Genomic DNA, 17049 nt, shown 5'->3' on the forward strand with positions numbered 1-17049 from the left:
TTATGAGGTACCTTCTCTTTCTTTGTAGAGTAAGCTTTTTAGCGAAGAGGTGAGAAGCCTTCTTTGCTGAACGGAACATTTCAATTTATAATAGCAAATGGAAGGGGGTTGCTTATGTCGTTAACAAATGAACAACAAGAGCGATTTCAAATTTTGCTCCAGCAGCTGCAGATGCCTGAAGACCTTATCAATCAATATTTACAAGGTGGTGGCATACAAAGGCTAGTTGTCGATAAAGCAAATAAAAGTTGGCATTTTGATTTGCAAGTGCCACGTATTTTGCCAACAGAATTATATGAATTGCTTGAAACACAGATAAAGCAGTCATTTTCTCATATTGCCAAAACGTCATTTGCGCTAGAAACAGAGAATAAACAATTTACGGAAGACGAGGTCAAGGAATATTGGCCGCTTTGTACAGATCGAATTACTTTTTCGCCTATGTTTGCGTATTTAAAAAAGCAACTTCCTCATGTAAATGGAGTGAAGTTGTTACTTGATGTAAATAACGAGTTAGAATCTACAGCATTAAAGAAAAATCTTGCGAAGCCAGTCGGTGATCAATATGAAATTTTCGGATTTCCACGTTTTCAGCTGGAAACAAATATAAAGCAAAATGAAGAGGAAGTTCAAAAGTTTCGTGAGCAAACACAGCAAGAGGATCGTCAACGTGTTATACAAGCTATGGAAGAGATGGCGAAGAAGCAAGCCGAAGAAAGCGATATGGTACACGAAGGGCCGATTGTACTTGGGTATCTTATTAAGCCTGATGAAGAAATCACACCAATGCGTGAAATTCAAGATGAAGAAAGACGAAAAACTGTTCAAGGTTATGTCTTCCATGTGGAAACAAAAGAGCTTCGTAGTGGACGTACGTTACTAACTTTAAAAATGACGGATTATACGGATTCCATTATGGTTAAAATGTTCTCGCGTGATAAAGAGGATCTTCCGCTTCTGCAATCATTAAAAAAAGGAATGTGGGTAAAAGCGCGTGGTTCGGTTCAAAATGATACGTTTGTTCGTGATTTAGTCATGATTGCGAATGATATTAACGAAATAACAGGACCTTCTCGTAAAGATAAAGCACCTGAAGGAGGAAAACGAGTAGAGCTACATTTGCATACACCAATGAGTCAAATGGATGCTGTTACCGGAGTATCTAAGCTTGTCGCGCAAGCTGGGAAATGGGGACATGAAGCGATTGCGGTTACAGACCATGCTGTTGCGCAGTCTTTCCCGGAAGCATATTCTGCTGGCAAAAAGGCTGGTATAAAAGTTATTTATGGTGTGGAAGCCAACTTAGTGAATGATGGTGTTCCAATTGCTTATAATGAATCGCATCGACTACTAGCAGACGAAACATATGTTGTCTTTGACGTTGAGACGACAGGGTTATCTGCTGTATATGACACGGTCATTGAGTTAGCTGCTGTAAAAGTGAAGGGCGGAGAAATTATTGATCGCTTTGAATCCTTTGCAAATCCGCATCAACCGCTATCAGCTACAATTATTGAGTTAACCGGTATCACAGACGATATGTTAACTGATGCACCGGAAGTGGGAGAAGTATTTAAAAAGTTTGAAGCGTGGATGGGTGATCATACACTCGTTGCCCATAATGCAAGCTTTGATATGGGATTCATAAATGTAGGGTTTAAGAAATGTGGCTTAGACAAGCCGGAAAACCCAGTTATTGATACATTGGAATTAGCTAGATTTTTATTCCCAGAAATGAAGAACCACCGCTTAAATACAATGTGTAAAAAGCTTGATATTGAATTAACACAGCATCACCGTGCGATTTATGATACGGAAGCAACGGGATATTTACTTGTGAAAATGTTAAAAGATGTGATTGAAAAAGGATTTGAATATCACGATCAATTAAATGATAGTATGGGACAGGGCGATGCATATAAACGCGGGAGACCGAGCCATGTAACTTTACTTGCAACATCTGATGTTGGATTGAAAAATTTATATAAACTTGTTTCGTATTCTCACTTGAATTATTTTTACCGTGTACCACGTGTGCCACGTTCACTATTAAAAAAATATCGTGAAGGTTTAATAGTAGGTACTGCTTGTGATAAAGGAGAAGTATTTGAAGCGATGATGCAAAAGGCTCCTGAAGAAGTAGAGGAGATTGCGCAGTTCTATGATTATATTGAGGTTATGCCTCCAGAGGTGTTACGTCATTTAGTAGAACGTGAACTCGTTCGAGATGAAGGGCAGTTAAAAACAATTATTTCTAACTTAGTAAAATTAGGTGAAACGTTAGATAAACCTGTTGTTGCGACAGGAAATGTGCATTACTTAGACCCTGAAGATGCGATGTATCGCAAAATCTTAATAAGTTCGCAAGGCGGGGCAAACCCATTAAATCGTCATTCATTACCACCTGTATATTTCCGCACAACAGATGAAATGTTAGATTGCTTCTCATTCCTAGGAGAAGAAAAAGCAAAAGAAATTGTTGTGACAAATACACAAAAGGTTGCATCGTTAATCGGTGACGTTCATCCAGTAAAAGATGATCTATACACACCGAAAATTGAAGGTGCAGATGATGAAACGCGTGATATGAGCTATGAAATGGCACGCAGCATCTATGGTGAAGAACTACCAGAAATCGTAGAAGCGCGCCTAGAAAAAGAATTAAAAAGTATTATTGGACATGGATTTGCCGTTATTTATTTAATTTCACATAAGCTTGTGAAAAAATCACTTGTAGACGGTTATCTTGTAGGTTCACGTGGGTCGGTAGGATCATCATTTGTTGCGACAATGATGGAGATTACTGAAGTAAACCCATTACCACCGCATTATGTATGTCCGAAGTGTAAGCAATCAGAATTCTTCAATGATGGTTCTGTAGGTTCTGGTTTTGACTTACCTGATAAAGATTGTCCAACATGTAATATTCCTTACGTAAAAGACGGACATGATATTCCGTTCGAAACGTTTCTTGGGTTTAAAGGGGATAAGGTTCCCGATATTGATTTGAATTTTTCCGGAGAATACCAACCACGTGCCCATAACTATACGAAAGTACTGTTCGGTGAGGACTATGTATATCGCGCTGGAACAATTGGTACAGTAGCAGAAAAAACGGCTTACGGTTATGTAAAAGGTTATGCTAATGATCATAATTTAACAATTCGAAATGCAGAGATTGATCGTCTTGTTTCGGGATGCACAGGGGTAAAACGTACAACAGGACAGCATCCAGGTGGTATTATCGTTGTGCCAGATTACATGGATATTTTTGATTTTTCACCAATTCAGTTTCCTGCTGATTCAATAGGAGCAGAGTGGAGAACGACGCACTTTGACTTCCATTCGATTCATGATAATTTGTTGAAACTAGATATACTAGGGCACGATGATCCGACCGTTATTCGTATGTTGCAAGATTTAAGCGGTGTGGATCCGAAAACAATACCGACAGATGATCCAGAAGTAATGAAAATCTTCTCTGGTCCAGAATCATTAGGTGTGACAGAAGAACAAATTAATTGTAAAACAGGTACACTTGGTATTCCTGAGTTTGGTACGAAATTCGTAAGACAGATGTTAGAAGAAACGAAGCCAACGACATTCTCAGAGCTTGTCCAAATTTCTGGACTATCCCATGGTACAGACGTATGGCTTGGTAATGCGAATGAACTGATTTATAACGGTACATGTACGCTGAGCGAAGTTATCGGTTGTCGTGATGATATTATGGTCTATCTAATTTATCAAGGATTGGATCCATCGTTAGCGTTTAAAATTATGGAATCGGTACGTAAAGGTAAAGGTGTACCAGAAGAGTGGGAAGAGGAAATGCGCAATAACAATGTACCTGGTTGGTATATTGATTCTTGTAAAAAAATTAAGTACATGTTCCCTAAAGCCCATGCGGCTGCTTATGTACTTATGGCTGTACGTATCGCATATTTCAAAGTGCATTTTGCACTATTGTTCTATGCAGCATACTTTACAGTACGTGCTGATGACTTTGATGTAGAGGCGATGGCAAAAGGCTCGGCAGCAATTAGGGCGCGGATTGATGAGATTGCACAAAAAGGGTTAGATGCAGCACCGAAAGAAAAAAGTTTACTAACTGTATTAGAAATGACACTTGAAATGTGCGAACGTGGTTATTCATTCCAAAAGGTTGATTTATATCGTTCACATGCAACGGACTTTATTATTGATGGAGAAACATTGATTCCTCCATTTAATGCAATACCTGGTCTTGGTACTAACGCTGCCATAAGTATCGTTGAAGCACGTGAAAATGGTGAATTCTTATCAAAAGAAGATTTGCAACAACGTAGTAAGATTTCCAAAACAATTATTGAATATTTAGATAGCCAAGGTTGTTTAGGAGATTTGCCAGACAAAAACCAATTGTCACTGTTCTAGCAGGCAGGAAAAGTCTTTGCAAATCAGTATTTGCTATGGTATACTATTAACCGAGATAACCATGTCATGTATATTTTGCAAAAAAAAGAGTGGGGAAACCCACTCTTTCGTGTTACTATCTATGTTTTACCTATGCATATAGGTAAGATATTTCTGTCGTATATACATATTTTGTTACAAGTTTTACTTCTTAAATTTGGTAATACTAAGACAGATATTCCCTGCTAAGCGGCAGGGGCTTTTGTTAGCTAACGAGAAAGAATAAGATAGACCGTCTTTATGAGCGGATTCTTTTTCTTTCAAATGGTACATGGCGGCAGGAAGGAGGCTGTTTATGGATAAGAAAGTCACAGAAGTTGTTGAAGCATTTGCGCAGCCGATTGTTGAAGAGTTAAATCTTGAACTTGTAGATGTAGAATATGTGAAAGAAGGAAAAGACTGGTTCCTACGCGTATTCATCGATTCTGAGACAGGAGTAGACATTGAAGAATGCGGTGCGGTAAGTGAACGTTTAAGCGAAGCTTTAGATAAAGAGGATCCAATTCCTCATCTTTACTTTTTGGATGTATCATCTCCTGGAGCAGAACGCCCATTAAAGAAAGAAAAAGACTTCCAGCAAGCGGTAGGAAGACAAGTGGCAATTAAAACATATGAGCCGATTGATGGTGAAAAGATGTTTGAAGGAAAGCTACTGTCCTATGATGGTACAACAATTACACTATTATTAACAATTAAAACACGTAAAAAAGAAATCCAAATTCCAATGGATAAAGTTGCGAACGCGCGACTTGCTGTTACGTTTTAGTAAGAAGGGGGATCTTCATGAGCACTGAGTTGTTAGATGCTTTGCTCGTATTAGAATCAGAAAAAGGTATTAGCAAAGATATTATTATTGATGCAATTGAGGCAGCTTTAATCTCTGCTTATAAACGAAATTTTAACCAAGCACAAAACGTACGTGTTAGCTTTAACCCAGAAGTGGGAACAATTCAAGTTTTAGCACGTAAAGACGTTGTAGATAGTGTGTTTGATCCACGTCTTGAAATTTCTGTAGAAGAAGCAAGACACATCAATCCGAACTATCAAGATGGTGATGTATTAGAGATTGAAGTAACACCAAAAGATTTCGGACGTATTGCAGCACAAACTGCAAAACAAGTTGTGACACAACGTGTACGTGAGGCAGAACGTGGTGTCATTTATTCAGAATTTAGTGACCGCGAAGAAGACATCATGGTTGGTATTGTGCAACGTCAAGATGCTCGTTTTATTTATGTAAGCCTAGGAAAAGTAGAAGCTTTACTACCAGTAAGTGAGCAAATGCCAAATGAACAATATAAACCACATGATCGAATTCGCGTGTTCATTACAAAAGTAGAAAAAACGACAAAAGGACCACAGATTTACGTATCACGTACACATCCAGGTCTTTTAAAGCGTTTATTCGAAATTGAAGTGCCAGAAATTTATGATGGAACTGTAGAAATTCGTTCTGTAGCACGTGAAGCAGGCGACCGTTCTAAAATTTCTGTATATGCAGAGAATATCGATGTTGATCCAGTAGGTTCTTGCGTAGGTCCAAAAGGACAACGTGTACAACGTATTGTTGATGAACTAAAAGGTGAAAAAATTGATATTGTTCGCTGGTCAAATGATCCAATTGAATATGTAGCAAACGCATTAAGTCCATCACAAGTTGTAAAAGTACTTGTGAATGAAGAGGAAAAAGCAACAACTGTTGTTGTTCCAGATCATCAGCTTTCATTAGCAATTGGGAAGCGCGGGCAAAATGCACGTCTTGCAGCAAAATTAACTGGCTGGAAAATTGATATTAAAAGCGAGTCTGATGCGAAGCAACTTGGCATTGTAACAGAAGAAGACAACATAATCGCATTCGATTCAGTTGAAGACGAAATCGAATAGAGGTGATGAATGTGAGCAATCGAAAAGTTCCGTTACGAAAATGTATTGCAACACAAGAAATGAAATCAAAACGCGAGCTCGTTCGCATTGTTCGTTCCAAAGAGGGCGAAGTGTCCATTGATTTAACTGGAAAGAAATCAGGACGTGGTGCATATCTGTCAAAAGACAAGGAATGCATTATCCAAGCGCAGAAGAAAAATATTTTGGAACATCATCTAAAAGCGAAGATCGACAGTTCTCTTTACGAGGAACTTCTTGAGCTTGTTGAGAAGGAGTCGAAATAAGTGTCCGATTGGAAATCGTTTTTAGGACTAGCAAACCGTGCTCGAAAAATAATTTCGGGTGAAGAACTCGTTTTAAAAGAAGTACGAAGTGGCAAGGCAAAGCTTGTATTGCTTTCTGAAGATGCGTCAGCGAATACTGCAAAGCGCATCATAGATAAAACCACGTACTACAACATACCAATGAGAAAAGTCGAAAATCGACAACAATTAGGGCATGCGATTGGGAGAGACGAGCGAGTCGTTGTAGCTGTGTTAGATGAGGGCTTTGCGAAAAAGCTGCGTAGCATGCTCGATACAACTTACCGGGGGTGAAGGTGTGAGTAAAATTCGAGTGTATGAATATGCAAAGAAACACAATATCTCAAGTAAAGATATTATTACAAAACTAAAAGAAATGAATATCGAGGTTTCGAATCATATGACAATGTTAGACGATGAAGTAGTAAACAAATTAGATAATCAGTACAATACTGGAGCAGAAAAGCCTTCTGTTGCAGATGAGTTTGAAGTAGAAGAAAAAGTTGTTCGTAGCAAAAAGAACAGTAATAAGAAGAAGAAAAAAGGCAAAGGAAATGAAGACAAACGTCAAGAAAACTTTGCTGGAAGACAGCAAACACAAACAGTAGAAACACCAGATAAAATCACTTTCTCTGGTACACTTACAGTAGGTGATCTTGCAAAGAAACTAAGCAAAGAGCCATCTGAACTTATTAAAAAGCTCTTTATGCTAGGCATTATGGCGACAATTAACCAAGATTTAGATAAAGATACAATTGAGTTAATCGCTGCTGATTACGGTATTGAAGTAGAAGAAGAAGTAATTGTAAGTGAAACTGAGTTTGAAACATTCATCGATGAGCAAGATAATGAAGAAAACTTAAAAGAGCGTCCAGCTGTTGTTACAATTATGGGACACGTTGACCATGGTAAAACAACATTACTTGATTCTATCCGTAATTCAAAAGTAACTGCTGGCGAAGCTGGTGGAATTACTCAACATATTGGTGCATACCAAGTTGAAGTAAATGATAAGAAAATTACGTTCTTAGATACACCAGGTCACGCGGCGTTTACAACAATGCGCGCACGTGGTGCACAAGTAACGGATATTACAATCCTTGTTGTTGCAGCGGATGACGGTGTTATGCCACAAACAGTTGAAGCAATTAACCATGCAAAAGCAGCTGGAGTACCAATTATTGTAGCTGTGAATAAAATGGATAAACCAGCTGCAAATCCAGACCGTGTAATGCAAGAATTAACAGAATACGAATTAGTTCCAGAAGCTTGGGGCGGAGATACAATTTTTGTACCAATTTCTGCAATTCAAGGTGAAGGGATTGACAACTTGCTAGAAATGATTCTACTTGTAAGTGAAGTAGAAGAATACAAAGCAAATCCAAACCGTTATGCAACTGGTACTGTAATTGAGGCACAGCTTGATAAAGGTAAAGGAACAATTGCAACATTACTTGTACAAAATGGTACACTTCGAGTGGGAGATCCAATCGTTGTTGGAACATCATTTGGACGTGTTCGTGCAATGGTAAATGACATCGGACGTCGAGTAAAAGTTGCTGGACCATCTACTCCTGTTGAAATTACTGGTTTAAATGAGGTACCACAAGCGGGCGATCGTTTCATGGCATTTGCTGATGAGAAGAAAGCGCGTCAAATTGGTGAATCACGTGCACAACAAGCATTGCTTGCACAGCGCGGTGAAAAATCTAAATTAAGCCTTGAAGATTTATTCCAACAAATCCAAGAGGGCGATGTAAAAGAAATTAACCTAATTGTGAAAGCAGACGTACAAGGTTCTGTGGAAGCAATGGCGGCATCACTTCGTAAAATTGATGTTGAAGGAGTAAAAGTGAAAATTATCCACACAGGCGTAGGTGCGATTACAGAGTCTGATATTATTTTAGCTTCTGCATCTAATGCGATTGTAATCGGATTTAACGTGCGCCCTGATGTGAACGCGAAACGTACAGCTGAGCTAGAAAATGTGGATATTCGCTTACACCGTATTATTTACAAAGTAATCGAAGAGATTGAAGCAGCAATGCAAGGTATGCTTGATCCTGAATTCGAAGAAAAAGTAATTGGTCAAGCGGAAGTTCGTCAAACATTCAAAGTAACAAAAGTTGGAACAATTGCAGGATGTTACGTAACAGACGGTAAAATCACGCGTGATAGCGGTGTTCGTATTATCCGTGATGGTGTAGTAATTTACGAAGGACAACTTGATACGCTAAAACGTTTCAAAGACGACGTAAAAGAAGTTGCGCAAAACTACGAGTGTGGTATTACAATTGAGAAATACAACGATCTTAAAGAAGGAGACATCATTGAAGCATACATTATGGAAGAAGTGAAGCGATGATTATCGCTTCACTCTCATTCGAGTGTATGATTTATGATGTGCATTCTTTAAAAGAGAAACGAGCAATTTTACAGCGTGTGCTAACTCGTGTGAAACAGCGTTACAATGTAGCTGTTTCCGAAATAGGACACCAAGATGTATGGCAACGTACAGAAATTGCGATTGTTTCCGTATCCTCAAATCGTGTTGTCTGTGAAAAAGAAATGAATCGTGTACTTGAGTATATCGATTCATTTCCTGAAATTGAACGTACGATAACACAATTGGAATGGTATTGAATGAGGTGAAAAGCTATGAAATTACGTGCGAACCGTGTGGGCGAGCAAATGAAAAAAGAATTAGGCGACATCATTAGTCGTAAAATTAAAGACCCACGTGTTGGATTTGTTACAGTAACAGATGTACAAGTGAGTGGAGATTTACAAATTGCCAAAGTATATATTTCTGTTTTAGGAGACGAAGAACAGAAAGAAAATACATTAAAAGGCTTAGCGAAGGCAAAAGGCTTTATTCGTTCAGAAATTGGCCAACGTATTCGTCTTCGTAAAACACCGGAGATTTCTTTTGAATTTGATGAATCTATCGGATATGGTCATCGAATTGATACACTTTTACATGAAATTAATAAAGACGGTAAACGTGAAGAATAATGGATAGACATTTGTCTATCCATTTTTTCAATGGAAAGTAAGTATTGCATACAAGTGAGTGTTCAAAAGGAAGGATAAAGAGAGTAGAGCATTTCGGGGTGAAGAGGCCAGAAGGCGACAGAGTATAGCTGAGACTTACATGAGGACTGGTGACGAAATGAAGAAATGGGATTGCTATTTGTACCGGATTTCTTGAACATCCTCTACAAAAGTATAACGATGAGGTGAACATATGGAAGGTGTATTACTATTACATAAACCAAAAGGAATGACATCACACGATTGTGTATTTAAGTTAAGAAAGATATTGCGTGAAAAAAGAATTGGTCATACAGGAACATTAGATCCAGATGTGACAGGAGTATTACCGATTTGTGTAGGTCGTGCAACGAAAATTGCACAATTTTTAACAAGTGAAACGAAAACCTATGAAGGTGAAGTTACACTGGGATTTTCAACCACAACTGAAGATGCTTCTGGTGAAGTAGTAGAAAAACAAGATGTAAATCGTATCATTACACGTGCGGAAGTGGAAGCTGTATTAGCAGAGTTAACAGGAACAATTGAGCAGGTCCCTCCCATGTACTCAGCTGTAAAAGTAAACGGAAAGAAACTGTATGAATACGCAAGAGCAGGACAAGAAGTGGAACGTCCAGTTCGTACGATAACAATTCATGAATTTGTGTTACTTGATGACCGGGAAGTATTTGAAGGTGAGAACATTTCATTCCGCTTCCGTGTTACATGTAGCAAAGGAACATACGTGAGAACATTAGCGGTTATGATTGGTGAAAAATTAGGATTCCCGGCACATATGTCACATCTTGTGCGCACAGCTTCAGGAGAATTTTTGCTAGAAGATTGCATATCATTTGAAGAAATTGAAGAAAACATGCAAAATGGAACAGTAGAGTCTATTTTTATCTCAATTGATGAAGCGTTAAGTAAATTTCCAAAAATGGTTGTAGATGAAAAACAAGCAGAAAAAATAAAAAATGGGATGTTTTTAAGGAATGAATTACAAGTGACAGCACCATTTATTACAGTGTTTGATAAAAATGAACGTTGTCTAGCAATTTATGAGCATCATCCAAAACACCCTGGCATGTTAAAGCCAATGAAAGTACTTGTGAATAATCAGGAACTAAAGCTATAATGGATTATTGGAAGGATTATTACAGAAAAAGGTGAATTCAAGCGTGAAACTTATTCATTTAACTCATCCACATAAACAAAATAAAATAGAATTACCACCTACTGTAATGGCATTAGGTTTTTTTGATGGCATTCATTTAGGACATCAACGTGTAATTCGAACAGCAAAAAAAATAGCGGATGAAAGAGGATGTAAAAGTGCGGTTATAACATTTCATCCACATCCATCTGTTGTATTAGGAAAAAAGGAAGCGCATGTGGAGTATATTACACCACTATCCGTTAAAGAAAAAGTAATTGCAGATTTAGGGATTGATATGTTATATGTGGTGAAATTCGATGAATCATTTGCTGGATTACTGCCACAACAGTTTGTAGATGAATATATTATTGGTCTAAATGTAAAGCATGTAGTAGCAGGTTTTGATTATTCATATGGACGTTTAGGAAAAGGGACGATGGAGACTTTACCATTTCATGCAAGAGGGGAGTTTACACAGACCGTGATTGAAAAAGTTGAATTCCAAGAAGAAAAAGTAAGTTCCACAGCATTACGAAAACTAATCCGAAATGGAGAAATGGAACAGATTCCATCTATTTTAGGTAGAGCTTATACAGTAGAAGGAACGGTTGTTCACGGGGATAAACGTGGACGTCAAATCGGTTTTCCGACAGCTAATGTAGGTTTAAGTGAGGAATATCTTCTGCCACCTGTTGGTGTGTATGCAGTAAGGTTAAAAGTCCATGATGAGTGGCATGACGGTGTATGTAATATCGGTTATAAACCAACTTTTAAAGAAGATGAGCGTAAACTGTCTATTGAAGTGCATTTATTCCATTTCAATGAGGACATATATGATCAAGTTGTTACCGTGGAGTGGCATATACGCATTCGAGAAGAGAAGAAGTTTAATGGTATCGACGAACTAGTTGCTCAAATTGCAAAAGATAAGAGAACAGCACAAGAATATTTTAGCATGGCGAAGAATATGCTTGCTTTTTCCAATGAAAAGTAGTATTCTATGTTATGTACTTTATGACAACCATTGCTTGGCATTGCGACTCACCGACGCTTGCTAGGTAATTGGGGGTTTAATTATTAGGAGGTGAAATAGGATGGCTTTAACACAAGAGCGTAAAAATGAAATCATTGCACAATTTAGAACTCATGAGACTGATACTGGTTCTCCAGAGGTTCAAATTGCTGTCCTAACAGAGCAAATTAACACTCTAAACGAGCACTTACGTACTCACAAGAAAGATCATCATTCACGTCGTGGTCTATTAAAGATGGTTGGTAAACGTCGTAACTTACTTACTTACCTTCGTAATAGCGATATCACACGCTACCGTGAATTAATCACAAAGCTTGGCTTACGTCGATAGTCAAAGAAGCGGGAATATTCCCGCTTTTTTGTTAGGTAAAAATATATCTTCTACTCTTAATAGCTTACTTAAATTTCGGTAATACTAGAGGAAGAATATTGTGATATATGATCCATTTACATAGAAGAATTGAATATTTTAAATTGAGAGGGGTACTTAAATGAGTCAAGAAAAGCAAGTCTTCTCGATAGATTTAGCTGGTCGCCAGCTAACAATTGAAACAGGCCAGCTTGCAAAACAAGCAAACGGCGCGGTATTAGTAAGATATGGCGACACAGCAGTTCTATCAACTGCAACGGCATCAAAAGAGCCAAAAAATGTAGATTTCTTCCCGCTTACAGTAAACTATGAAGAGCGTTTATATGCAGTCGGAAAAATCCCAGGCGGTTTTATTAAACGTGAAGGCCGTCCAAGTGAAAAAGCAATTTTAGCGAGTCGTTTAATTGACCGACCAATTCGCCCACTTTTCGCAGATGGTTTCCGTAATGAAGTGCAAGTTGTCAGCATCGTTATGAGTGTTGACCAAGATTGTTCTTCTGAGATGGCGGCTATGCTGGGTTCTTCATTAGCGTTATCGATTTCAGATATTCCATTTGAAGGTCCAATTGCTGGTGCGACGGTTGGTCGTATCGACGGCGAATTTATTATGAATCCAACAGTAGAACAACAGGAACAAAGTGATATGCATCTTGTTGTAGCTGGGACAAAAGATGCAATTAACATGGTAGAGGCAGGTGCAGATCAAGTACCTGAAGAAACAATGTTAGAAGCAATCATGTTCGGTCATGAAGAAATTAAACGTCTAATTGCTTTCCAAGAAGAGATTGTACAAGCTGTCGGAAAAGAAAAGGCGGAAGTAAAACTTTATGAAGTGGATGCTGATCTTGAAAAAGCTATTCGTGAAATGGCAGAGAAAGATATGCATGCAGCAATTCAAGTACATGAAAAGCATGCACGTGAAGACGCAATTAATGAAGTAAAACAACGCGTCATTGCACACTATGAAGAGCAGGAAGTAGAAGCAGAAGTATTAGGACAAGTACATGAGATTTTATATAAAATTGTAAAAGAAGAAGTACGTCGTCTTATTACAGTTGAAAAAATCCGCCCAGACGGACGTAAAAGTGATGAAATTCGTCCTTTAGCGTCAGAGGTAGGCATTCTATCTCGTACTCACGGTTCTGGATTATTCACACGTGGACAAACGCAAGCATTAAGTATTTGTACATTAGGTGCATTAGGCGATGTGCAAATTTTAGATGGACTAGGTGTAGAAGAATCAAAACGTTTTATGCACCATTACAATTTCCCATCCTTTAGTGTTGGTGAAACAAGACCAATGCGTGGACCAGGTCGCCGTGAAATCGGTCATGGTGCGTTAGGTGAACGTGCACTTGAACCTGTTATTCCATCTGAGCAAGACTTCCCGTATACAGTTCGTCTTGTATCAGAAGTTTTAGAATCAAATGGTTCTACTTCACAAGCAAGTATTTGCGGTAGTACATTAGCGATGATGGATGCAGGTGTTCCACTAAAAGCGCCAGTTGCTGGTATTGCAATGGGTCTAGTAAAGTCTGGCGAGCACTATACAATTTTAACCGATATCCAAGGTATGGAAGATCACTTAGGTGATATGGACTTTAAAGTAGCAGGTACAGCACAAGGTGTAACTGCACTGCAAATGGATATTAAAATCGATGGGTTATCTCGTGAAATTTTAGAAGAAGCATTGCAACAAGCTAAGATTGGTCGTATGCATATTCTAGATCACATGTTAACTGCTATCGCTGAGCCTCGCAAAGAGCTATCTGCATATGCTCCGAAAATCATTACAATGACAATTAATCCGGATAAAATCCGTGATGTTATTGGGCCAAGCGGTAAACAAATTAACAAAATTATTGAAGAAACTGGCGTAAAAATTGATATTGAGCAAGATGGTACAGTCTTTATTTCATCCGTTGATCAAGAAATGAATGAAAAGGCGAAGAAAATTATCGAAGATATCGTTCGCGAAGTACAAGTAGGCGAAATCTACTTAGGAAAAGTAAAACGTATCGAAAAATTCGGTGCTTTTGTTGGATTATTCAGTGGTAAAGATGGTCTTGTTCATATTTCTGAGCTTGCGCTTGAGCGTGTAGGTAAAGTAGAAGACGTTGTGAAAATTGGCGACGAGATTTCAGTAAAAGTTATCGAGATTGACAAACAAGGTCGTGTAAACTTATCTAGAAAAGTATTGCTAAAAGAAGAGCAAGAAAAAGAAGCGGCAAAAGAAGAAGCTTCAAAACAAGAAAATATACAAGAACAAAAATAAGTAAAAAAGCCAGGTTTCCTGGCTTTTTTTGTTAAACAAAATATATTTGATGCATCGATTTTTATTGATAAAAAGGTATAGTTTTCATGATAACGCTCAAATTAACAAGGATAATAGGAAAAAGGCTTTTTCTTATTTGTATAGTTAATGGGAGGGTTTCTATGAGAACTCGTATAGTTATATTCATATCCGTATTCTTTCTTTGTATAAGTTTATGCTCATATTCAGCGCTAGCAAATGATAATCTTTATGAGGAAATTCAGAAACAAGCGAAGCAATATTCAATTGCGCCGCAAAATGCAATAATTGATAAAATTTGGAAGGCTACACCAGGATATAATGGTAAAGAGGTTGATATTGAAGCGTCATATAATAACATGAAGAAAATAGGAAAATTTGATGAAAAGCAATTTGTATATCGGGAAGTTTCACCAAGCACGCATTTAGAAGATTTATCGCCTTCTCCCATTTATCGTGGGCATCCACATAAAAAAATGGTGGGATTAACAATAAATGTGGCATGGGGAAATGAGTATCTTCCGCGTATATTAGAAACGTTGAAAAAGCATGATGTAAAGGCAACCTTTTTTTTAGAAGGACGTTGGGTAAAAGAAAATTTAAGATTCGCAAAAATGATTGTAGATGCAAAGCAAGAAGTAGGAAATCATTCTTATACACATCCAGATATGAAAACGCTGTCTAGAAGTCAAATACTAGAGCAATTACAAAAGACAAATCAAATGATTGAGGCCGCTACAAATCAAAAAGTACGATGGTTTGCACCACCAAGTGGAAGTTTCCGCGATGAAGTTGTAGAAGTTGCGGATGGATTAAAGCTGGGGACTATTATGTGGACAGTGGATACAATCGATTGGAAACGCCCGGAGCCTGAAGTGATTCTCCAGCGTGTGATGCGGAAAGTGCACCCAGGTGCAATTGTATTGATGCATCCGACATCTCCAACAGCTGAGGCATTAGATACGATGATTGCACAGTTAAAAAAACAAGGGTATAAAGTAGGAAATATTACAGAATTACTAGATGAAAAACGTATTGATTAAATACATTTGCATGACATTCATGTGCAAACTTGTTATCATTAAATAATAGCGATTATTTAGATAAACTGGCATTAGGAGGAAAGTTTTTGATTAAAAAATATACTTGTAAAAATGGTGTAAGAATTGTTATGGAGAATATACCAACTGTTCGTTCTGTCGCAATTGGTATATGGATTCATGCAGGTTCAAGAAATGAAAATGAAAAAAATAATGGGGTTTCACACTTTTTAGAACACATGTTTTTTAAGGGGACAGAGACACGTAGTGCAAGAGAAATTGCAGAGTCATTTGATAGCATTGGTGGTCAAGTGAATGCATTTACCTCAAAAGAATACACGTGCTATTATGCAAAGGTACTTGATGAACATGCAAAATATGCGCTTGATGTGTTAGCTGACATGTTCTTTAACTCCACATTTGATGAGGAGGAATTGAAAAAAGAGAAGAACGTTGTATTTGAAGAAATTAAAATGTACGAGGACACACCAGATGATATCGTACATGACATGTTAACAAAAGCGACCTATGAAACGCATCCACTGGGATACCCAATTTTAGGTACAGAAGAAACACTTGAAACATTTACAGGGGATACACTGCGTCAATATATAAAAGATCATTATACACCTGAAAATGTTGTCGTTTCGATTGCTGGAAATATTGATGAAGCATTTGTGCAAACAGTGGAACAATATTTTGGTAACTACGAGGGAACAACAAATCGTGAACAAGTACATAGCCCGATTTTTCATTTTAACAAAGTGGCCCGCAAAAAGGAAACAGAACAAGCTCATTTATGTTTAGGATTCCAAGGTTTGCAAATGGGTCATGATGATATTTATAACTTAATTGTATTAAATAATATATTAGGTGGTAGTATGAGTAGCCGTTTGTTCCAAGAAGTGCGTGAACAACGTGGTTTAGCATACTCAGTGTTCTCTTATCATTCTTCTTATGAAGATACAGGAATGCTAACACTTTATGGTGGTACAGGAAGCCAACAATTGGATACTTTATATGATACAATGCAAGAAACTTTAGAGACGTTAAAAAATACAGGTATCACAGAGAAGGAACTTGTGAATAGTAAAGAGCAGCTTAAAGGAAATCTGATGTTAAGTTTAGAAAGTACGAATAGCCGTATGAGTCGTAATGGTAAAAATGAATTGCTTCTTAGAAAGCATCGTTCTCTTGATGAAATTATTGAGAGTGTAAACAGCGTTACGAAATCAGATGTAGATTCACTGATTCGCAGTATGTTTACAAATGAATTTTCTGCAGCGCTTATTAGTCCAAATGGAGAGCTTCCAAAAGGAATGAAATAGGGAGAAAAACCGTATCTCTTACGAGGAGATGCGGTTTTTTGTGTACAAAGCTTTTGCAATTATAAAACTTTTGAATAGGGGGAGTGGAGCGCATTTTTTGGTATTTTTTACAGACATGCAGAATACGTACTTATTATAGGATGGGATTTGAG

14 protein-coding genes are annotated in these 17049 nt (G+C 37.8%); all 14 read left to right on the forward strand.

Annotated elements, in window-relative coordinates; genetic code table 11:
- Positions 1–114 precede the first annotated feature (114 nt).
- The 14 genes from LOK41_RS07335 to LOK41_RS07400 all read left to right on the forward strand — a co-directional run bounded on the left by LOK41_RS07335 (position 115) and on the right by LOK41_RS07400 (position 16897).
- Positions 115–4416 carry a PolC-type DNA polymerase III gene (locus LOK41_RS07335; protein ID WP_241815874.1) on the forward strand — a complete coding sequence of 1434 codons (4302 nt, stop codon included), beginning with the start codon at positions 115–117 and terminating at the stop codon, positions 4414–4416.
- 334 nt (positions 4417–4750) lie between these two features.
- Positions 4751–5221: a ribosome maturation factor RimP gene (gene rimP, locus LOK41_RS07340; RefSeq protein ID WP_241815875.1), complete on the forward strand. Its 471-nt coding sequence runs from the start codon at positions 4751–4753 to the stop codon at positions 5219–5221.
- A 17-nt stretch (positions 5222–5238) separates the two neighbouring features.
- The gene (gene nusA / locus LOK41_RS07345; RefSeq protein ID WP_241815877.1) at positions 5239–6339 is read left to right on the forward strand and encodes a transcription termination factor NusA; all 1101 of its coding nucleotides are present in this window, start codon (positions 5239–5241) and stop codon (positions 6337–6339) included.
- Positions 6340–6350: 11 nt separating this feature from the next.
- Complete coding sequence (gene rnpM, locus LOK41_RS07350; RefSeq protein ID WP_033796365.1) at positions 6351–6623, forward strand: RNase P modulator RnpM; 273 nt, start codon at positions 6351–6353, stop codon at positions 6621–6623.
- Positions 6624–6935, forward strand: a complete 312-nt coding sequence (locus tag LOK41_RS07355; RefSeq protein WP_098490026.1) for a YlxQ family RNA-binding protein — start codon at positions 6624–6626, stop codon at positions 6933–6935. It abuts the gene before it with no gap.
- Between the two features lie 4 nt (positions 6936–6939).
- Complete coding sequence (infB, locus tag LOK41_RS07360) at positions 6940–9006, forward strand: translation initiation factor IF-2 (protein ID WP_174101854.1); 2067 nt, start codon at positions 6940–6942, stop codon at positions 9004–9006.
- Positions 9003–9284 carry a DUF503 domain-containing protein gene (locus LOK41_RS07365; RefSeq protein ID WP_241815879.1) on the forward strand — a complete coding sequence of 94 codons (282 nt, stop codon included), beginning with the start codon at positions 9003–9005 and terminating at the stop codon, positions 9282–9284. The genes infB and LOK41_RS07365 overlap by 4 nt, the downstream gene beginning before the upstream one ends.
- 15 nt (positions 9285–9299) lie before the next feature.
- A complete protein-coding gene (gene rbfA, locus LOK41_RS07370; RefSeq protein WP_017151269.1) occupies positions 9300–9656 on the forward strand; it encodes a 30S ribosome-binding factor RbfA in 357 nt (118 codons plus the stop codon).
- A 232-nt stretch (positions 9657–9888) separates the two neighbouring features.
- Entirely contained in the window at positions 9889–10812 is a 924-nt protein-coding gene (gene truB / locus LOK41_RS07375) for a tRNA pseudouridine(55) synthase TruB (protein ID WP_174101857.1), read from the forward strand.
- Between the two features lie 43 nt (positions 10813–10855).
- Positions 10856–11827, forward strand: a complete 972-nt coding sequence (gene ribF, locus LOK41_RS07380; protein WP_241815881.1) for a bifunctional riboflavin kinase/FAD synthetase — start codon at positions 10856–10858, stop codon at positions 11825–11827.
- A 100-nt stretch (positions 11828–11927) separates the two neighbouring features.
- Positions 11928–12197: a 30S ribosomal protein S15 gene (gene rpsO / locus LOK41_RS07385; RefSeq protein WP_001229392.1), complete on the forward strand. Its 270-nt coding sequence runs from the start codon at positions 11928–11930 to the stop codon at positions 12195–12197.
- A 160-nt stretch (positions 12198–12357) separates the two neighbouring features.
- Positions 12358–14511, forward strand: coding sequence for a polyribonucleotide nucleotidyltransferase (pnp, locus tag LOK41_RS07390; RefSeq protein WP_241815882.1), 2154 nt, complete (start codon positions 12358–12360; stop codon positions 14509–14511).
- A 161-nt stretch (positions 14512–14672) separates the two neighbouring features.
- A complete protein-coding gene (locus LOK41_RS07395) occupies positions 14673–15572 on the forward strand; it encodes a polysaccharide deacetylase family protein (protein ID WP_241815888.1) in 900 nt (299 codons plus the stop codon).
- 86 nt (positions 15573–15658) lie between these two features.
- Complete coding sequence (locus tag LOK41_RS07400) at positions 15659–16897, forward strand: M16 family metallopeptidase (RefSeq protein ID WP_241815889.1); 1239 nt, start codon at positions 15659–15661, stop codon at positions 16895–16897.
- The last annotated feature ends 152 nt before the right edge of the window (positions 16898–17049 follow it).

The organism is Bacillus sp. TL12, assembly GCF_022625245.1.
Classification (GTDB): Bacteria; Bacillota; Bacilli; order Bacillales; family Bacillaceae_G; genus Bacillus_A.